The 16,960-nt window shown below is 40.0% G+C and carries 12 protein-coding genes and 1 pseudogene; 9 read left to right on the top strand and 4 right to left on the bottom strand.

The window, feature by feature from the left end:
• Positions 1-149 precede the first annotated feature (149 nt).
• The 3 genes from CWC28_RS20385 to CWC28_RS20375 all read left to right on the top strand — a co-directional run bounded on the left by CWC28_RS20385 (position 150) and on the right by CWC28_RS20375 (position 2,352).
• The gene (locus CWC28_RS20385; RefSeq protein WP_249324988.1) at positions 150-983 is read left to right on the top strand and encodes an alpha/beta hydrolase; all 834 of its coding nucleotides are present in this window, start codon (positions 150-152) and stop codon (positions 981-983) included.
• A gap of 3 nt (positions 984-986) precedes the next feature.
• Positions 987-1,382, top strand: a complete 396-nt coding sequence (locus CWC28_RS20380; protein ID WP_063704997.1) for a VanZ family protein — start codon at positions 987-989, stop codon at positions 1,380-1,382.
• Positions 1,383-1,443: 61 nt separating this feature from the next.
• A complete protein-coding gene (locus tag CWC28_RS20375; protein ID WP_138625681.1) occupies positions 1,444-2,352 on the top strand; it encodes a sensor domain-containing diguanylate cyclase in 909 nt (302 codons plus the stop codon).
• Positions 2,353-2,375: 23 nt separating this feature from the next.
• Here CWC28_RS20375 and CWC28_RS20370 read toward each other — a convergent pair whose 3' ends face one another.
• On the bottom strand, positions 2,376-3,476 hold the full coding sequence (locus CWC28_RS20370) for a tyrosine-protein phosphatase (RefSeq protein WP_105180880.1): 1,101 nt from the start codon (positions 3,474-3,476) through the stop codon (positions 2,376-2,378).
• Positions 3,477-3,541: 65 nt separating this feature from the next.
• On the bottom strand, positions 3,542-6,031 hold the full coding sequence (locus CWC28_RS20365) for a TonB-dependent receptor (RefSeq protein ID WP_138625680.1): 2,490 nt from the start codon (positions 6,029-6,031) through the stop codon (positions 3,542-3,544).
• A gap of 308 nt (positions 6,032-6,339) precedes the next feature.
• On the opposite strand from CWC28_RS20365, the gene CWC28_RS20360 reads away from it, so the two are divergent.
• The 3 genes from CWC28_RS20360 (at position 6,340) to CWC28_RS20350 (ending at position 9,762) form a co-directional block, all read left to right on the top strand.
• On the top strand, positions 6,340-7,179 hold the full coding sequence (locus CWC28_RS20360) for a type 2 periplasmic-binding domain-containing protein (RefSeq protein ID WP_138625679.1): 840 nt from the start codon (positions 6,340-6,342) through the stop codon (positions 7,177-7,179).
• Positions 7,176-8,273 (top strand): hypothetical protein, encoded by a 1,098-nt coding sequence (locus CWC28_RS20355; protein WP_063705012.1) that lies wholly within the window; start codon positions 7,176-7,178, stop codon positions 8,271-8,273. The genes CWC28_RS20360 and CWC28_RS20355 overlap by 4 nt, the downstream gene beginning before the upstream one ends.
• A gap of 91 nt (positions 8,274-8,364) precedes the next feature.
• Positions 8,365-9,762 (top strand): M28 family metallopeptidase, encoded by a 1,398-nt coding sequence (locus tag CWC28_RS20350; RefSeq protein ID WP_138625678.1) that lies wholly within the window; start codon positions 8,365-8,367, stop codon positions 9,760-9,762.
• Here CWC28_RS20350 and CWC28_RS20345 read toward each other — a convergent pair.
• Positions 9,755-11,911, bottom strand: a complete 2,157-nt coding sequence (locus CWC28_RS20345) for an ATP-binding protein (protein WP_138625677.1) — start codon at positions 11,909-11,911, stop codon at positions 9,755-9,757. The two genes, CWC28_RS20350 and CWC28_RS20345, sit on opposite strands and share 8 nt — an antisense overlap.
• Before the next feature lie 223 nt (positions 11,912-12,134).
• On the opposite strand from CWC28_RS20345, the gene CWC28_RS20340 reads away from it, so the two are divergent.
• From CWC28_RS20340 to gdhA, 3 genes are all read left to right on the top strand, one after another.
• Positions 12,135-14,324, top strand: coding sequence for an LruC domain-containing protein (locus tag CWC28_RS20340; protein ID WP_063705017.1), 2,190 nt, complete (start codon positions 12,135-12,137; stop codon positions 14,322-14,324).
• A gap of 2 nt (positions 14,325-14,326) precedes the next feature.
• Positions 14,327-14,812, top strand: coding sequence for a hypothetical protein (locus CWC28_RS20335; RefSeq protein ID WP_063705020.1), 486 nt, complete (start codon positions 14,327-14,329; stop codon positions 14,810-14,812).
• Between the two features lie 82 nt (positions 14,813-14,894).
• Positions 14,895-16,247, top strand: coding sequence for an NADP-specific glutamate dehydrogenase (gene gdhA, locus CWC28_RS20330; RefSeq protein ID WP_138625676.1), 1,353 nt, complete (start codon positions 14,895-14,897; stop codon positions 16,245-16,247).
• Between the two features lie 241 nt (positions 16,248-16,488).
• On the opposite strand, the pseudogene CWC28_RS20325 reads toward gdhA, so the two are convergent.
• Positions 16,489-16,960: pseudogene (locus tag CWC28_RS20325) on the bottom strand (transposase); the annotation flags it as partial.

Here is a 16,960-nt window from a genome sequence, read left to right as displayed (position 1 = left end):
GCTTTTTAGATATCAAAGTGGCCTTACTATACCATTTGAGTGGTTTTTTAGCAGTTCATTTAATTTAAAAACTAAGATTAAAATCTATCAACTATTCAGTTATTTACATCTAGTCTGAGAAATGAAAATATAATAAGAAAAAGGAATTAATGATGAAAAAGTTGCTTTGTACGCTGTCCCTCATTTTCAGCTTACCGCTTTGTGCATACCAAACCGATACCCACATATTTAAGGGTAAAAAAACTGCCATCGAAAAACCTGTAACGGTGACATTACCGGATGGCTATCAAGACTCAAAAAAGTACAATGTTATCTATGTATTACACGGTTACAGTGGTAATCACAGCGATTGGACTAAGCTGACAAACATTGAAAAACTGGCAGACCAATATGATGTCATCATAGTTAACCCAGATGGTAACTTCGGTTCGTGGTATCTCGATTCTGATATCGACAAAAACTCGCAATACGAAACCTACATCGCAGACGATTTACTAAATTATATCGATTTCAAATATTCGACCAATCGGTCTAAAAGTGGCCGTGCAATCACAGGCTTATCAATGGGTGGCTTTGGTGCTTTGCACATTGCAATAAATCACCCAAACCTGTTTGCAGCAGTTTCAGGAATATCTGCTGGAGTTGATGTTAGGCCTTTTAGTGCAGAGTTTGACCTTGCAAAAGTACTAGGCAGTTACGCTGAAAACAAAGAAAAATGGGATAGCATTGCCATTATTAATAACCTTCATAAAATTGCTGCTGGCAATACGGCATGGAAAAAAGGCGCTGATACCTTACCGATTATGCTTGATATAGGCGTTGATGACTTTTTTATTGAGCAAAACCGAGCGCTACACCAGGCGATGTTAAACATGCGCATCCGCCATGATTATGTTGAACGTCCGGGCATTCATGACTGGCACTATTGGAATAAAGTGATTGCCTATCAATTTTTATTTTTAACCTCACATATGGCGCCATAAAAGATGTTTCAACGTATTCTTGTGTTAATTGCTATCGGCTTTTTTGGTTTTATTGGTTGGGTTATCTATCTTGCCAATACTGGGCAAAAGTCGGTGTTTTTCGAACTTGTTGCGGCAATTCCTTACGGTGATAAGTTGGGGCATTTTTGCTTATTTGGACTACTCACATTATTCATCAACCTTGCCTTTAAGTTTAAAACAATGAACGTTGCTGGGCGGCCTATTTATTTAGCTGTGCTGATTGTAAGTACATTTGTGATTTTAGAAGAGCTAAGCCAGTATTTTGTAGAATCTCGAACGCTAGATTTTGTTGATTTAATCGCTGATTTTGCGGGTATTGCCGTATTCAGTGCTTTTTCAGCTTGGCTTTGTAAAAAGTTATATCCAATTAAGGTCTAAACTTTCAGTGACTTGTTAGGTTTCGTCTATACTCAGTGTAGACCTAGCTTAAAAGTTGCGTATGAACATAGATACATCGGATTACTTGTCAGACATTATTGAGCTTCTACTCGATGCAGTATGCGTAGTTGATGCCAAAGGCACGTTACTTTTTACTAATCCAGCCTTTGAAACAATTTTCGGATACGCGCCAGAAGAAGCCATCAATAGAAACATGTTGGACTTTGTTTATCCAGAAGACAGAGCCAAAACCATCAATGCCATTAATCAAATAGTGGTTAATGATCAGCATCCACGATTTGAAAACCGCTGGGTTAGAAAAGATGGCAGAGTAGTGCATGTTTTGTGGTCTGTTTATTGGTCAAAAGAAAAGCAAGTTAGAGTAGCTATTGCTTATGACATTACAGAGCAAAAAAAGCTCGAACAAAAACTGATTTATATGGCAGGGCATGACCCTCTGACCGATCTTCCCAACCGCAGTTTCTTAACCACCCAGCTCGAGGAATCATTGTCAATTGCGAACACCATTTCAACCGTGATTGCAGTACTGTTTATCGATATTGATGGCTTTAAGCAAGTTAATGATATTCATGGTCATGGCGCTGGCGACAAACTCTTAAAAACCATTGCCATGCGTATTCGTCATGTTCTCAAAAATGAAGACAGTGTAGGGCGCTTAGGGGGCGATGAGTTTGTAGTGATCCTCAATAGCATTAAACATAAAAGAGACGTCATCGAAATGGTTGATGAATTAATAACCGAGATTTGCCAACCCTTAATTTATAACGATGCAGAGCTTATTTACTCGCCAAGTATCGGTGCCGTACTATTCCCTGAGCATTATGGTGACGCAGAATATCTCATTCAGTGTGCTGATAAAGCCATGTACAAAGCAAAGTATGAAGGGGGTAATCGCATGGTGTTTTATAATGATGGAATAAAGTTACCCGGCGCTAAAAACACAGGGTAACTTTGGAGTGAATGCAGTGTTATTTACAATAAGTACTTAGCACGCAGGATTTGAATGTCTTCATCGCTTACGTCTAATTCGGCTTGAATGTAATTAAGTACGCTTCCGTGTTGCTGCTCCATGCTCTCAATTGCAGATTCAAGTAAAGGCTGAGTAACCCCTTTAAGTGGCATCGCTACTTCTTTTGGTAGGCTGGCAAAAAACTGCATCATAGCTGCATATTTTGGGTCCATTTTGCCAGTGTCCTTAGCAAGCATATTTTCAAAATCGAGGTAGTCGTTTGATGCAAGATAGTCATTCATAATTGTCTGTTGATCAACGCCTAGCACAGTTAAAATCAATGCAGCACTGATACCTGTACGGTCTTTTCCTGCCGTACAATGGAACAATAAACCGCCATCTTTATTTACTAAGCGGTCGAACATCTGTGTGTAGTTTTGCTTTTGGTCTTCTACAATTCGCGGGTACATTTGTACCATCACATTTTCGAGCTTTTCACGGCTTAGGTTAGGGTCACGAAGCACTTTGCCGATTTGTCCCATATCAAAGTCCATTTCGTAGTCACGGTCGATGATTTCAACCTTATCAGCAGCCCACACTGTGACTTCTGAATCTCGCTCTGAATTAGCACGAAAATCAACAAGGGTATCGATATTTAAGCTATTGATAAGCGCATAGTCGTCGTTTGTTAGATTCGCTAAAACCCCAGAACGGTAAATTTTGCCCCATTTTACAGTGCGGCCATCTTGGGTTTTGTAGCCGCCTAAGTCGCGGAAGTTACGGCCACCTTCAAGTGGAATTAGTCGCGTTGTGGTCATAGTTACTTCACCATTTTCTGGTTTTACAAAAAAGTAATAACGCTGATGCTTATCACTTGGTGACCAATTAAATACATTGGTAGTAATATCATCAGCAATGAGTGTTGCATTCGTTAAATCTGGTGTTGTTGATACCAGAACATCAACAGCTGCAGAGACATCTTGCTGCCAGCTAATTTGGTAGTTTTCATTATTAAAATTAGTTTGTGCGGATTCAATAGCGACTTTAGGCGCAGTTGCTGTGCAAGCTGCAAGTGTTGATGAGACTAAAGCAGCAATGGCAATTTTTTTAAATATTGTTTTCATGGTTATTCCTTGGCTATTAGTCAGCTCAGAGCGATTAAACTCTGAGCTGAAAATTCAAAAGTAGGTTAGAAGTTGATGCGAACACCCGCCATATAACGGCGGCCGTAGCGTTCAATTTGGTTAGGGGTGGCTTCTGTGCCGATGTAACGCACGTCAATTTCATCGGTAAGGTTGTTGATGTTGGCGTAAAAACTCACATCTGAACCATACACAGGCTCTGCTAATGTGTAACTCAGTGAAAGGTCTAAACGGGTCTGTGCAGCCCAATATTCACCCATGCTGTCGTTTTCTGTGGTTGATAACCAATCATCACGATACTGATAATTTAAACGCGCGGAGAATAGGTCGTTTTCATAGTAAACAGAGCTGTTGAAAATCATGTCTGATGTGCCTGGTAAACTAAAGCTGCTACCTGAAAGCGTGGTAAATTCACTGTCTAAGAGGGTTAGGTTGGCAGAGAAACCAAAGCCATCCCAACTTTCAGAGATAAAATCGCTGGCTTGGCCAATAAAGTTAAGCTCGATACCTTGGAAGTGACCTTCGTCACCATTGATAAACCCTGTGTACTTCCATTGTTCACCGGCAAACTCACTGATGTAGTTACCTGCATCTACATAGGTCGTATCCGCATAAATGACATCATCAATGTGCCGGTAGAAAGCGCCTACTGCAACAAGGCTTGCATCGCCTGCATACCACTCTAATGACATATCAGCGCCGTATGAAGACTCTGCCTCTAAGAACGGATTACCCCCTGAGATGGTTTGCTCTGTGGTATCAATCGATGCTGATGCGCGCCATTCATTGTAAGTAGGGCGGCTCATACCCGTTGAAAGTGCGGCTCTGAATTTAACTTGATCAGATAAATCAATATTTAAATTCACACTCGGCAATACTTCAGTGAAGGTATCAGAATGTTCTCCTTCTGGACCACTGCTGGTGTAGTCAGTACTTTCGATACGTACACCACTGACTAAAGAACCCCATTTGAATTGGTTGGTCACCATGGCATAGGCTGTAGTGATGTTTTCATCAATATTGATTTTGCTGGCGTTATCTGGGGTGACCGTAAGACCACCTGATGCGCTTTCTAAATCTGCTCTAAGCTGTTTATTGTCGAAGTAAGTGCCGTTAATGCTGTTTGTGAAATCTGTATGCCACGCTTGATCAGTTACATAGTCACTTGGATTGATCCCATATAGTGATCCCATGCCACCATTTGTGCCATAGCCCTGTGCTTCACGCTGGTCATGGCCTAGCCCCATTTTAAAGGTGTTGTTAAGCCCTGCGAAAGCAAAGTCAGTTTCTGCGTCTAGCTTAAATTGCAGGCTATCAATCGATAACGCACTGCCGTAAACCAGCAGCATTTCGTAGCCATAGTCTATATCGTTAAGTGAAGTGCCTGGTGCAAGTGTGACAAGAGGGTCGTTAATATCTGATACATCATAGCTTGCGACCGCAGCGCCATATAAACTGTAAGGCAGGGGTAAAAACACATCGTTTTCGGTTTTTGTGAAGTTTGTACGCGCTTCTAAAAACCAATCACCTAACTGGAGATCAGCGCCGAGTGTGTTGGTCCATGTTGAGTTTTCATATAAACCATACTCTAAAGAGCGGCTTACCATGGCAAGACCTGTGCCTGTTTCACCGGCAGCTAGATTGCTGCCCGCAGCTTCTGCACCGCCTGCAAAATCAAACACATACTGGTTGCGCTCTTCATGATCTTGGAATTTGCTGTACAGCGTACTAAAGAAAAAACGGTTCATTGAATCGCTCGGACGATATTCAAATCGGCCACCATAGGCTTCGTCTTCACGTTTTACTTTATAGCTACGCATATCAAGTTCGTTAACTAGAAGCTCTGAATCCACTTGTTCTAAGTCGAATTCGCGGTTATCCGTGATTTGTTCACGGCTGTTTTGTGATGCGAATAAACTAATACCTACATTTTCGCCTGACCATGACGTTCGCACTGAAAACTTACTAATATCACCATCGCCTAATGCTTGATTACCTAAACCTACATCAGTGGCTAGTGAGAAACCCTCGACATCAAACGGGTTAAAAGTTTCGATATTAATAAAACCAGCAATCGATTCGCCTGGCATATCAGGCATAATTGCTTTATTGGCAGATAAACGACTAGTAATAACAGACGGGAAGCTGTCAAAACGCGGAATACGGCCATTTTCAGCGCCAGGAATGGTCATGCCATCTATGGCAATTGTGGTGTAACGAAATGGTGCACCGCGAAAGTTTATATAGCGGGCTTGGCCTTGATCGCGTTCGATAGCAAGGCCCGGAACGCGACCTAATGAATCTGCTAAGTTTTGGTCAGGAAAGCGGCCAATGGTATCAGCAGCGACAATATCAACAAAGTTAGAGGCAGATTGCTTTGCCATGATAGCTGCTTTTTGGCTGTCTTTTATAGGGGATGCAACAGCAACGACTTCTTCTATTTCGTTATAGTCGTTTGTCTGTGCTGCATAGCTATACGACGATGAACAGGCAAGTACTACGCAAGCCGCTAATCGATTTCGAGCAAATGGTGTCACTTGAATACTCCGGGTTATTTTGGATGTTTTAAAAAGTTGGGCAAAGAATGGAATAGAAATATTGCAGTTTGGTTAAACTGGCATCGTTATAAAAAACAGGGATATCTTTTAAATTTTAGTGTTTATTAAACAATGAGTTGGTAAATTTTAGAGATGTCTTTTTAGTTAATTTACTTAACCAAATAAGGGGACATGAAAGGTTAAATTTGATGTTTTTATGACAAATAAACTAACCCAATCGTTTTTCATAAGTTTGTAATACAAATGCTATAAATTAGTCATTTAAAAGACACTTTTAACAATAAAAAATGCCACGTAATTTTGTTTTCACTATTTTAAGACTGCTTATTGCCACACTGGTTTTACTGCCTGCCATGGTGTTTTTAAGCCAGCAAACAATTGAGCCTTTGGTTTTAAAAGAGCAATACAGTTACAGCTGCAAAGTAAAAAATACGAGCGGTAAAAAGCATTTTCATATTTATATGCCGACTAATTGGCAGGTTGAAGAGTTTGCGCAGACCTTATGCGATACGTTGCTCGCTAAGCAGAGTTTTGAAACTGTCACTGTGTCTTGGCAACCCAGAGAAATGCTAAGTACAGAACAATTACTCAGTGACAATTATGCGCTTTTTCTAAATCGTGATTATGCCTTAAGTGGTCTACTGCCAAATTGGGATGATTTTTATACAGTAATATTAAGCTTGCCAAGTTATCAGATTTCATGGTTTTCACATCAAGACAATATGCAGCTTTCTGCAAATTCATTAAAGAATAAACGAATAGGTTTACTCGAAGACAAGCGCAGTGAGTCTGGTTATTTAGCCCCTATGAGTGAATTAAAACAGTTTGGTCATGGGCTTGATAATGCACAATTGGTTTTTTACCCAAATAGAGAAAGTTTGGTTAATGACTTCTTGGCAGAAAAACTCGATATTATTCCGAGTGTCGGTCACCATGGGCAATTAAAGCGTTGGCCAGCTTCAAAAACACAGCCTTTACAGCATGTTTCATCAACCTTATCTTGGTACCTTAATGATCAATATGCTGATTTAGCGCCGTCGCTTGTAACCTATTTACAGCAATATCAGTCAAGGTTGTTAAAGGTTCATACCACGCATCCTTATAGTCTCGATAAGGGGCTAAGATGAATTACTTAAAAGCCCTTGTATTATTTTTACTTATTTTTGTTGGGCTGATTTATTTATCTGGCCAAAATGCTAAGCAGCAACTAATGATGACACTTGCAGAGCAGCTTCCTCAGGTTGTTAACCCTTCACTCAATAATGCCATAGATGAAAGCCAAGAACTTTCGCGCATGAGCCACTCACTAGTAGATGATTTACATGACATTACTTTTGTATCAAAGCTACCGGTTGACTTAGTGGCCTCTTTGACTGTAGCTGAGTTAAACCTAAGTAAAACAAAGCTTTCAGGAAGTAACACACTTAACTGGCAATTTGGTAATCACACTCTCTATGCAAGCATTGATAGCTCGGTTAACTTTAACTACTGGCTGGTGGCATTTTGGGCAGGTGCATTTACTGCACTAGGTCTACTTATTGATTATTTGTTCACGCTTATTTTTAAGTTTCAACCTTTCAGGCAAAAAGTATCTATACCTGATGCAGTAAACTCTGGGAAAGATAAGTTAAGCACAGCTATTGAAGAGTTACGCTGGTTTGATGGTTTAAAGCAACAGGGTTTAATAAAGGGTTTAACGGCACAGCAAGAATTACAATTGGCATCGATTAAAGAGCAGCAACAATGTTGGTTTAGCATAGCCCTAAAGCAAGGTTTAAACATTGAACAAGCATTAAAAGCAGCAGAGGCTGATGATGCGTTATGCTTTGACTTAGCAAATCAGCAAGTAATTATTCATGGTGTGCCCATCCGGCTTTCAAAGACACCTTTACTTTATTATTTTTGGTATGCAAAAAGAAAGTTTGAAGCCGAGCCTGCTTATTTAAATCCGCCGCAGGGTAAGCCTGATCATAAAAATGGCCAGCAGCTAGCCAAATTAATGCAGCAGTATGGTGGTCACCAAAAAGCGATACGTGATCTTGATGAAGGCTTAAAAGGCAAAACCTTAGATCAAAACCGCAATAAAATTAAAACTGAGCTGCAACGCGTGCTTGAAGGATTGGCATGTGATTATCTTTTTGATAGTGAAAGGGACGAGCGAACTGCTCGCTATCGTTATAGCTTGAAGTTACCAGCGTCTAAATTAAAGCTTGGCCCGTAGTTTTAACCTAGTAATTTGTTTTCTAACTCATAACTATTGCGCGAAATGAAATATTAGTTAGCCTTTAATGATTCATTGAAGGAGTGAAACTATGTTTAAGCGTAAAAAAATAACAACAACGGGTGCTTTGTTTAGCTCATCGCTGTTATTGATCTCGGCAGCTCATGCCACAACACCTCAATATAAAGATCAACAAGCTTTGCATGATATTGCAAATGCCGTTTCTAAAGCACGTATAGAGCAAGATATTCAAACGCTGGTTGATTTTGGCACTCGCCATACTCTATCTGAGACGAAATCAAATAAACGTGGTATTGGTGCTGCAAGACGTTGGATCAAGTCTGAGTTTGAGGCGATTTCTAAAGCCTGCGGTAATTGCCTAGAAATCATCGAAGTAAAAGACACTATATCCGGTGAAAAGCGTATTCCAAACCCGGTTGAAGTGGTCAATATTGTGGCTATTCAGCGCGGTCAAGTTGATGCGAACCGAATGGTTATGATGTCGGGTGATATTGACTCGAGAGTGTCTGATGTAATGGACTATACCTCAGATGCGCCAGGGGCTAACGATAATGCATCTGGTGTGGCTGGCGTGCTGGAATCGGCGCGTGTTTTATCAAAGTATAAATTTAATGGCTCAATTGTTTATGCAGCTTTATCTGGTGAAGAGCAAGGCTTGTTTGGCGGTAAAATTTTAGCTAAATATGCACAAGAGCATAATTGGCGTGTTCATGGTGTTTTAAACAACGACATGATTGGTAATTCAACTGGCATTAATGGGGTAACAGATAACACAACTGCACGTATCTTCTCTGAAGGCACTCGCGTTATAGAAACCAAAGAGCAAGCCAATAAACGCCGTTTTACCGGTGGTGAAGTTGACTCTGCAAGTCGTAACCTTGCGCGTTACATAGATACAATCGCAGATCGCTACATTGAAAATCTGGATACCATGTTGGTATATCGACTCGATCGTTTTGGTCGAGGAGGGCATCACCGTCCATTTAACGATGTTGGCTTTGCCGCTGTGCGTATAATGGAAACCAACGAAAATTATAATCAACAGCATCAAGACTTGCGTACTGAAGATGGTATTACCTACGGTGATACTATTGACCATGTTGATTTTGCCTATGCGGCGAAATTAACGTCACTTAATGCAGTGACGATGGCTTCAATGGTGTGGGCTCCAGCGCCGCCAACGGGTGTTAGTATTTCAGGTGCTGTAAAGCCAAGTACAACATTAGCGTGGCATAAAAGTGATGATCCAACGGTGGTCAGTTATAAAATTTATTGGCGTTACACCAGTGAGCCACAATGGCAATTTAGCCGCGATGTTGGCAACGTCACCGAAGCAACACTGAAAAATGTTGTTATCGATAACTACTATTTTGGTGTTGCCGCTGTAAACAAAGACGGTATTGAATCACCGGTTGTTTTTCCTGGTGATGTTGGCGCGTTTGAATGGCCAGACAAATCAACTAAATAGGAATCGTTAAGTCATAGCGGACACCACCCAGTTCGCTATGAACAGCTGTAATATGCCAGTTATGGGCTTCGACAATTTGTTTTACTATCGCAAGCCCAATGCCTGAGCCTGACTGTTTAACCGTTTTTAAGTCTGGTACTCTATAAAGATGGTCAAAAATCTTTGCTAAACTTTCATCGCTGACACCAGGGGCTGAATCTTCATAGCAGATTAAAAGCTGTGTTTGGTTTTGGCTAATCGTCAAATTAATCTTACCAGGGTGATTTGTGTACTTAAGTGAATTACTGATTAAGTTTGCAAATAACTGTGAAAGCCGTGTTGCATCGCACTCAAAGTTTAATTCATCAGCAACATTTTGTGAGAATCTCACTTCAAATTTATCAAGCTGGATCAGCATATCTGCGTGTAAGCTTTGGAAATACTCAGCTGCATTAATTGTTGTTACGTTGAGCTGAAAGCTACTTTGCTCTAAAAGTGAAATTTTATTTAAATCAGTTACTAAAGTTGCCATGTCGGTGATTTTTTGGTTGAGTTTTTCGTATGTAAGCTCATTAAATTGAGTTAAGCCTGCTTGGAGCGTTTCAAGGTGTAAGCGTAACCCGGTTAATGGACCACTTAACTCGTGAGCAACTTGTGATAATAACTTACTACGTTGACTGATTTGTTTATCTAGATAATTTCGGCGCTGTTCAATAAGCTGTTTTCTTTGTCTTACTCGTAATAAAGCAATGCCCATTACAGCTAAAAGAAGGCTAAATAATAAAATGCTGTATAAGATAGTTTGGCGCTGTGAAGCAATTGCTTGGCTTTTTTCATTGTCTTGGAGCTTTAAATCTTGAATGGCCAAATCGCGGTCGCGCATCGCAATGGAGTTTTGCAGCTCCGCTAAACGTTGATTGTAGTTGTTGCGGGCAAAGCCTTTTTCAAGCTCTGTAATAGTCCGTTGGTACGAAAATGCCTGTTTGTAATCAGCTTGTTGTACTGCCACAGTGATCAAATGTTCTAGGGCTGTGATTTGCTTTTGCAGCTTATTTTTTTGGTTGCTTAACTTGTAGGCTTGCTCAGCAAAATGTTTAGCTTGTTCGTGCTCAGTAGAGCCAATGTATAGCTTTGCTAATGTGAGTAATACATCAATATATAAGTGATCGTCTTGCTTGAGTTCAGTGATCACTTGTTTTTCAATGGTTAATGCCTGAGTTGCTTTATCGACTTCGAGCAAATTTATCGCAATATTATGGTTTGCCCAGGCAGTATTTCGTGTGCTGTTATAACTTGCGAACACCTGTTGAGCCTCTTGTGCGTATTCAAGTGCTGCATTGTAGTTTTTTAGCCTATATTCGCATTGGGATAGTTTAACTAAACTATGTCCGATATCAGAAAGTGAACCCGTTTGCCTATCAAAACTAAGGGCTATAATAAATTCGCTCTTTGCTTTTTCGTATTGTTCTAAATCTAAATAACTTTGGGCAATTGAATAACTTATGCCTGCTTGTAATGAGATGGACGGTGACATCTGCTGAATAACTTCACGGCGTTTTAGCTTATATTCTAGAGCAAGCGTAAACCGGTCTAACTGCTCAAGATTACGCGAATAACCATGGTAGAGCATTTCTTTTTGTTTTAAAGTTAATTCACGATTTTTGTCGTGTATATAAACCTCAAGCAAGTTCAAGGCTGCTTGATACTCGCCTGCATTATGATAAGCACTGACAAGGCTCGCCACGGCATCAATTTCATAATCGATAAGTTGTAAACGCTGAAACAGGGCGACATTTTGTTGCGATAAATTGATTGCAGATACTAAGTCACCTTCTCTGTAGGCGAGGCGGGCTTTTGCAAGATATAACTCGCTGTAAATGGGGGCGTCGCTTTTGTATTTAGGGCTTGCTTCAAGTTCATCAATGATAGTTTGCGCTTGTTGAAATTGGCCGAGGTGTATGTGAACGTGAATTAATCTAACGTTAAAACTGACTTGTTCTGCAAGGCTGGCGGACTCAATAAGCTTTTTATCGATGGCTTTTAAATAGTCATATCGTTTTTGGTAGTCACTGATTGTTCTGGCTTCATCAATGTTGTGTTGCAGTGTTGATGCAAAAGCACTGTTCATTGATAAGGCAAAGTACAGAATTACAGAGGCTTTAAGTTTCATAGTGGGGTTTATTATTATTTTTATTCCTAACTAGTCTAGCATGTCATTCTTTTAAGTGGGAATGATTTGCTTTTATAGCTAAAAAGAATTGCATTATGCAACTATGCCTCTTGCATCTTGCAAATACTCAGCCCAATTGTTCATAACGTCTTGTTTTAGAATGAGTTGTATTTTGGAATGGTTACTGCTTTGAGTAATAACACATCCACAGGAGAGTGTAATTATGAAAAGTAACATACCCGCTTACCTAATAACCGCACTTGCAACTGGCTTCGTAAGTGCAGCACCATTTGAACAGTGCCCAAGTAAGGCATTTTTAATTCAAGGTTCGCCTGCGCAAATGTATGGCGTTGACCTGGTATCAGCCAAAACCACCGTGCTTGCAGCGTCAATGGATTTTTCAACAGAAACGAATAACGACAGCGTTAATGCGGTTGGCTTTAATTATCAAGACCAATATATGTATGGCTTTAGTAAACAAGCACCAAAAAGTGTTGTGCGTATTGGTGACGATTATGTTTTACAACGTTTGACTGTAAATGGCCTGCCAGATACCAATTTTTATGTAGGTGATATTCATGTAAATAGTGAAACTAATCAGGCGATTTACTATTTATACCACCCTAAATTTGGTTTATATGGCATTGATTTAACTGAAGAGGCCGACGAGTATCAGGCACAATTAGTTGCAGGCTCAGCGAACTGGAATTTAGCTATTTATGATTTTGCTTTTCATCCACACAGCAATCTTTTGTATGCGGTTGAGTCAAACGGCGACCTCTATGAAATAAATTTAGATAACCAGACACCCACTTTTGTCGCTAACCTCGACATAGCAGGTGATACCGGTGCTAATGGTGCAGGCTATTTTGATGTACAAGGCCAGTTTTATTTTAGTAATAACCGCAGCGGTAAAATCCATAAAGTAGATTTGAGCACCAGCCCTGTAATGGGTTATACGCCTACTGCTTCAGTGTTTACCTTAGGGCCAACATCGAATCAAAATGATGGTGCACGCTGTGCTATTGCTGAAGTAAAAGTAACTGATAACTCTATCGACTTTGGTGATGCACCCATGCCATATAAAACAGCACTTGCTCATAGTGGTGCCCGCCATTTGTTTGACCCTAATGAAGACCAATCAAATTTAGTTTATTTAGGAGCCGTTGTTGATGGCGAAAATATTAACACACCTGCTGATTTACAGGCTTCACCGGTCGATAGTTCAGATGATGGTGTGAGATTTGTTACTGATTTTGTTGCAGGCTCTACCAGCCAGGTAATAGTGACCGCACCTAATGATAATGGGTATTTATATGCTTGGTTCGATTGGGATCAAAATTTCCAGTTTGATCCAGATGAAATCACAGTGAGCAAGTATCGCTTAAATCAAGGTGATAACAGTGTGCTGGTTGATGTACCGAGTGATGCTGTGATGGGAGCAACATGGGCACGTTTTCGTGTCACAGATGGCAGCGAAGCTAACCCAATTACCGCAAGTGGTGGGGTAACAGGCGGCGAAGTGGAGGACTATCCGGTAACCACTTATGGCAGTTTGGTATACCCAAGTGAGAATGGTTGGGTAACCCTTGCCTATGAAGATCAATGGCCTTTCGCTGGTGACTATGACTTTAACGATTTAGTTGTAAATTATCGTACTACATTGATTGATAAAGAAGGCCAGGCCATGGGCTACAAGATTGAAGGGGAATTAGTTGGCATTGGTGCTGATTTTCATAATGGCTTTGCAGTACGCTTGTACCAAACGATAGCCGATGGTGCTGATAAGCGAATATTAAGAAATCAGATTGATACAAGTTCAATTAATTTAACTATAGATGGCGAAACACAATCACATTCTATTTTAGAGCAAGGGGTTGAGGATGCTATTTTTATTATCATGCCAGATACATGGGATTTTACAGATAAGCAATCAAGCTGTAGTTACTTTAGAACTGAAACAGGCTGTGATACCAACAGCAAAGTTTCGTTTAGTTTAACTGTTTCACTTCAAAGTGGAGTAACAACAATAGAAGCCCCTAAATATACTTTAGATCCATTTATTTTTGCGGCTCAAGATCACTACCATGGTGAGTTTTTAGTTGGACAAAACCCACGCGGTTGGGAAGTTCATATTAAGAATCAACAACCAACCGAAAAATTCAATGCACAATTATTTTCAATCAATGGCTCTGATGATGCGAGTAATAGTGCTCAAAGTTATTATTTCCAAACAGAAACAGGCCTACCTTGGGCAATGGAGATTGGTAGCGCATGGGCGCACCCAAAAGAGAGTGTTGATATAACACATGCGTATGGTGACTTTAGAGCATTTGCTGAATCAGCAGGACGAGATAAGCCTCTTTGGTTTAATAATGCAAAACTTGCAAATGTTATTTTACGAGGAGAATAATCATGAAACATTATACTTTAGTAATCATTAGCTTAATGTTATCGGCGTGTGGTGGCGGTGGAGAAGGTAGTACTTCAACCAAGGCGGAAAGTACAACGGTTACTCAGACACCCACCACAAGTACTCCGCCACCAGAAACAACACCTCCAGAGACGAGTACAGATCCTGTGACAATGGTCGACTTAACAATTGCTCCTGAATTTGATTTAAGTAGCAAAATTGAGCTGAGTGTAGATGTAGATTTGAATATGGGTGATAGCAGAGCCTACTTAAATATCTGCTTAAAAGATGATGATAATAAAGCAGATTACAACCAATGCTTATTGCGCGCACCTTTAAAGCAAAGCAAGTTAACCTCGACTGTGATGCTTGCAAATAGTGCATTAGAGCTGGTGGCAGAAGTTTGGTTTTATGATTCTCAAAATGAGCCACTTCGTTTTCATTGGCAGCATGAAGAAGGGCAATCAGCAGTGTTCACTATTCGTTAAACATGACTGATCGATTTTATGATTTATTCAGTTTAATTTTAATAGAGTTAATATTTTCAACAGCTTGAAAGAGGATTTTGTTATGCAATATGTTCAACAGATACTGCAATCAGTAAAAGAGTCTAATTCAAATGAGCCTGAGTTTTATCAAGCTGTTGAAGAAGTACTTTCATCAATTAGTCAGCTAATTGAAGGTAATAGCGTTTATCAACAGCAAGCAATTCTTGAGCGATTAGTAGAACCTGAAAGACAAATCATTTTTAGAGTACCCTGGCTTGATGACAATGGTTTAGTGCAAGTTAACCGTGGTTTTAGAATTGAATTTAGCTCAACATTAGGCCCTTATAAGGGGGGCTTGAGGTTCCATCCGAGTGTTAATCAAAGTGTGGTTAAGTTTTTAGGCTTTGAGCAAATTTTAAAGAATGCACTTACCGGCTTGCCATTGGGAGGCGCTAAAGGCGGTGCTGACTTTAATCCCAAAGGAAAAAGTGACAATGAAATCATGCGTTTTTGTCAGTCATATATGACTGAACTTTATCGTCACATAGGTGCTAACACAGATGTACCTGCAGGAGATATTGGCGTTGGGGCGAGAGAAATTGGTTATTTATTTGGTCAATACAAACGGATCACTAATCAATTTCAGGGGGTACTAACTGGTAAGCCTGAGATTATGGGAGGGTCTTCACTGAGAACTGAAGCTACTGGCTATGGTGTTGCGTATTTTTTGAATGCTATGTTAGACGCTAAAAGTGATTCATTGAGGGGTAAGCGATGCTTAGTTTCTGGTGCTGGAAATGTAGCATTGTATTTGATGGAAAAGCTTGACCAATACGATGCTGTTATTCTTAGCTGTAGTGATTCAAAAGGAACCTTATATTGTAAAGACGGACTTGATGTAGCTCTTGTTAAACACTTAAAAAATGAGCGTGGCGCTGAGCTTAGGGATTATTTGAATGAGCATAAAAATGCCGAGTTTACACCCGTAAACCAATACCCTAGCGATGGACACCAAGTATGGCGATATGAAGCAGATATTGCTCTTCCTTGTGCGACACAAAATGAAATTACTAAAAAAGATGCAGAATCATTGGTTGAAAATGGCTGCTCTGTTGTATGTGAAGGCGCAAATATGCCAACCACAGCTGATGCGCTAAAAGTATTTAAAGAGCACAATGTCTTTTTAGGGCCAAGCAAGGCTGCAAATGCAGGTGGTGTTGCAACGAGCCAATTTGAAATGGCTCAAAACTCAAGCATGCAAAAGTGGCGCCCTGAACAAGTTGATGAAAAACTTCAACAAGTTATGAAATCTATTTTTGAAACTATTTCAACGACAGCTAAGAAGTACTCGAATGAACATGGCTTGGTGCTTGGTGCGAATATAGCAGGTTTCGAACGAGTTGCGGATGCAATGTTAAAGCAAGGAGTTGTGTAACTTTTCGGAATTAAAGTTAAATAGACATCCATTTTTTAAAAAAGACACCCACTTTTAATATGTAAAAAGTAAATAGTCACAGCTTTTGGTTGAGCTAATTTTGTATTTAAATGATGTTTAGTTCTTTTACATTATCCAGATTTAAGAGTTGGTAATTTAGTTTTAGATAAAGTTATTTTCAGAAGATAGACATTTTCTATTTATAAAAAATAGAGTAAAAAGTAGTTCAAGTGCTCTAAATTCAACAAAATAAAGCTTGGCTATTAGTTATTGAGCTTCTTCTCTTTCGTTTCATGCGATTTGAATAAGTAGTTATAGCTTGCTCTTTACCCGCTGTATTTTTAAACGAGCGGGTAAAGGAAGTGGTGAGTGTGAGCCAGTTTTCAGTACAGATGTTTAATCTTTCAAGTATTGGTAACGAATTTTCCGAAATTTTGCCTGGCTTATTTTCTCGTATTGAGCGCCCAGTACAATCTACAAGTTTTAGGTATGTTTCAAGCTCAAATGGCAGTCCCTTAGGCATGTGTTTGCGTGGTTTATCGGCGAAGCGCATTAGTGATTTTGGTTGTTTATTATTTTGTGCTGCATTAATTCTAGATTTAATACTGGTGTAGTCAGAATCTTCGGGTAAATCAGCCACTTTTGCTCTTACAGGGTTTAGGTCAACATACGCAAGGCAAGCGGCAAGTGCAGCTTCATCAAGTAAAGCTTGT

This window comes from Pseudoalteromonas sp. S4492 (genome assembly GCF_005886115.1).
Taxonomy (GTDB): domain Bacteria; phylum Pseudomonadota; class Gammaproteobacteria; order Enterobacterales; family Alteromonadaceae; genus Pseudoalteromonas; species Pseudoalteromonas gelatinilytica.
The sequence above is the reverse complement of the archived record's forward strand: the minus strand, read 5'-3'. Positions and strand labels throughout refer to the sequence as shown.

Coding starts and splice junctions, on each gene's coding strand:
- CWC28_RS20385 (WP_249324988.1), top strand. CDS start 150: ATGATGAAAAAGTTGCTTTGTACGCTGTCCCTCATTTTCAGCTTACCG.
- CWC28_RS20380 (WP_063704997.1), top strand. CDS start 987: ATGTTTCAACGTATTCTTGTGTTAATTGCTATCGGCTTTTTTGGTTTT.
- CWC28_RS20375 (WP_138625681.1), top strand. CDS start 1,444: ATGAACATAGATACATCGGATTACTTGTCAGACATTATTGAGCTTCTA.
- CWC28_RS20370 (WP_105180880.1), bottom strand. CDS start 3,476: ATGAAAACAATATTTAAAAAAATTGCCATTGCTGCTTTAGTCTCATCA.
- CWC28_RS20360 (WP_138625679.1), top strand. CDS start 6,340: ATGCCACGTAATTTTGTTTTCACTATTTTAAGACTGCTTATTGCCACA.
- CWC28_RS20355 (WP_063705012.1), top strand. CDS start 7,176: ATGAATTACTTAAAAGCCCTTGTATTATTTTTACTTATTTTTGTTGGG.
- CWC28_RS20350 (WP_138625678.1), top strand. CDS start 8,365: ATGTTTAAGCGTAAAAAAATAACAACAACGGGTGCTTTGTTTAGCTCA.
- CWC28_RS20345 (WP_138625677.1), bottom strand. CDS start 11,911: ATGAAACTTAAAGCCTCTGTAATTCTGTACTTTGCCTTATCAATGAAC.
- CWC28_RS20340 (WP_063705017.1), top strand. CDS start 12,135: ATGAAAAGTAACATACCCGCTTACCTAATAACCGCACTTGCAACTGGC.
- CWC28_RS20335 (WP_063705020.1), top strand. CDS start 14,327: ATGAAACATTATACTTTAGTAATCATTAGCTTAATGTTATCGGCGTGT.
- gdhA (WP_138625676.1), top strand. CDS start 14,895: ATGCAATATGTTCAACAGATACTGCAATCAGTAAAAGAGTCTAATTCA.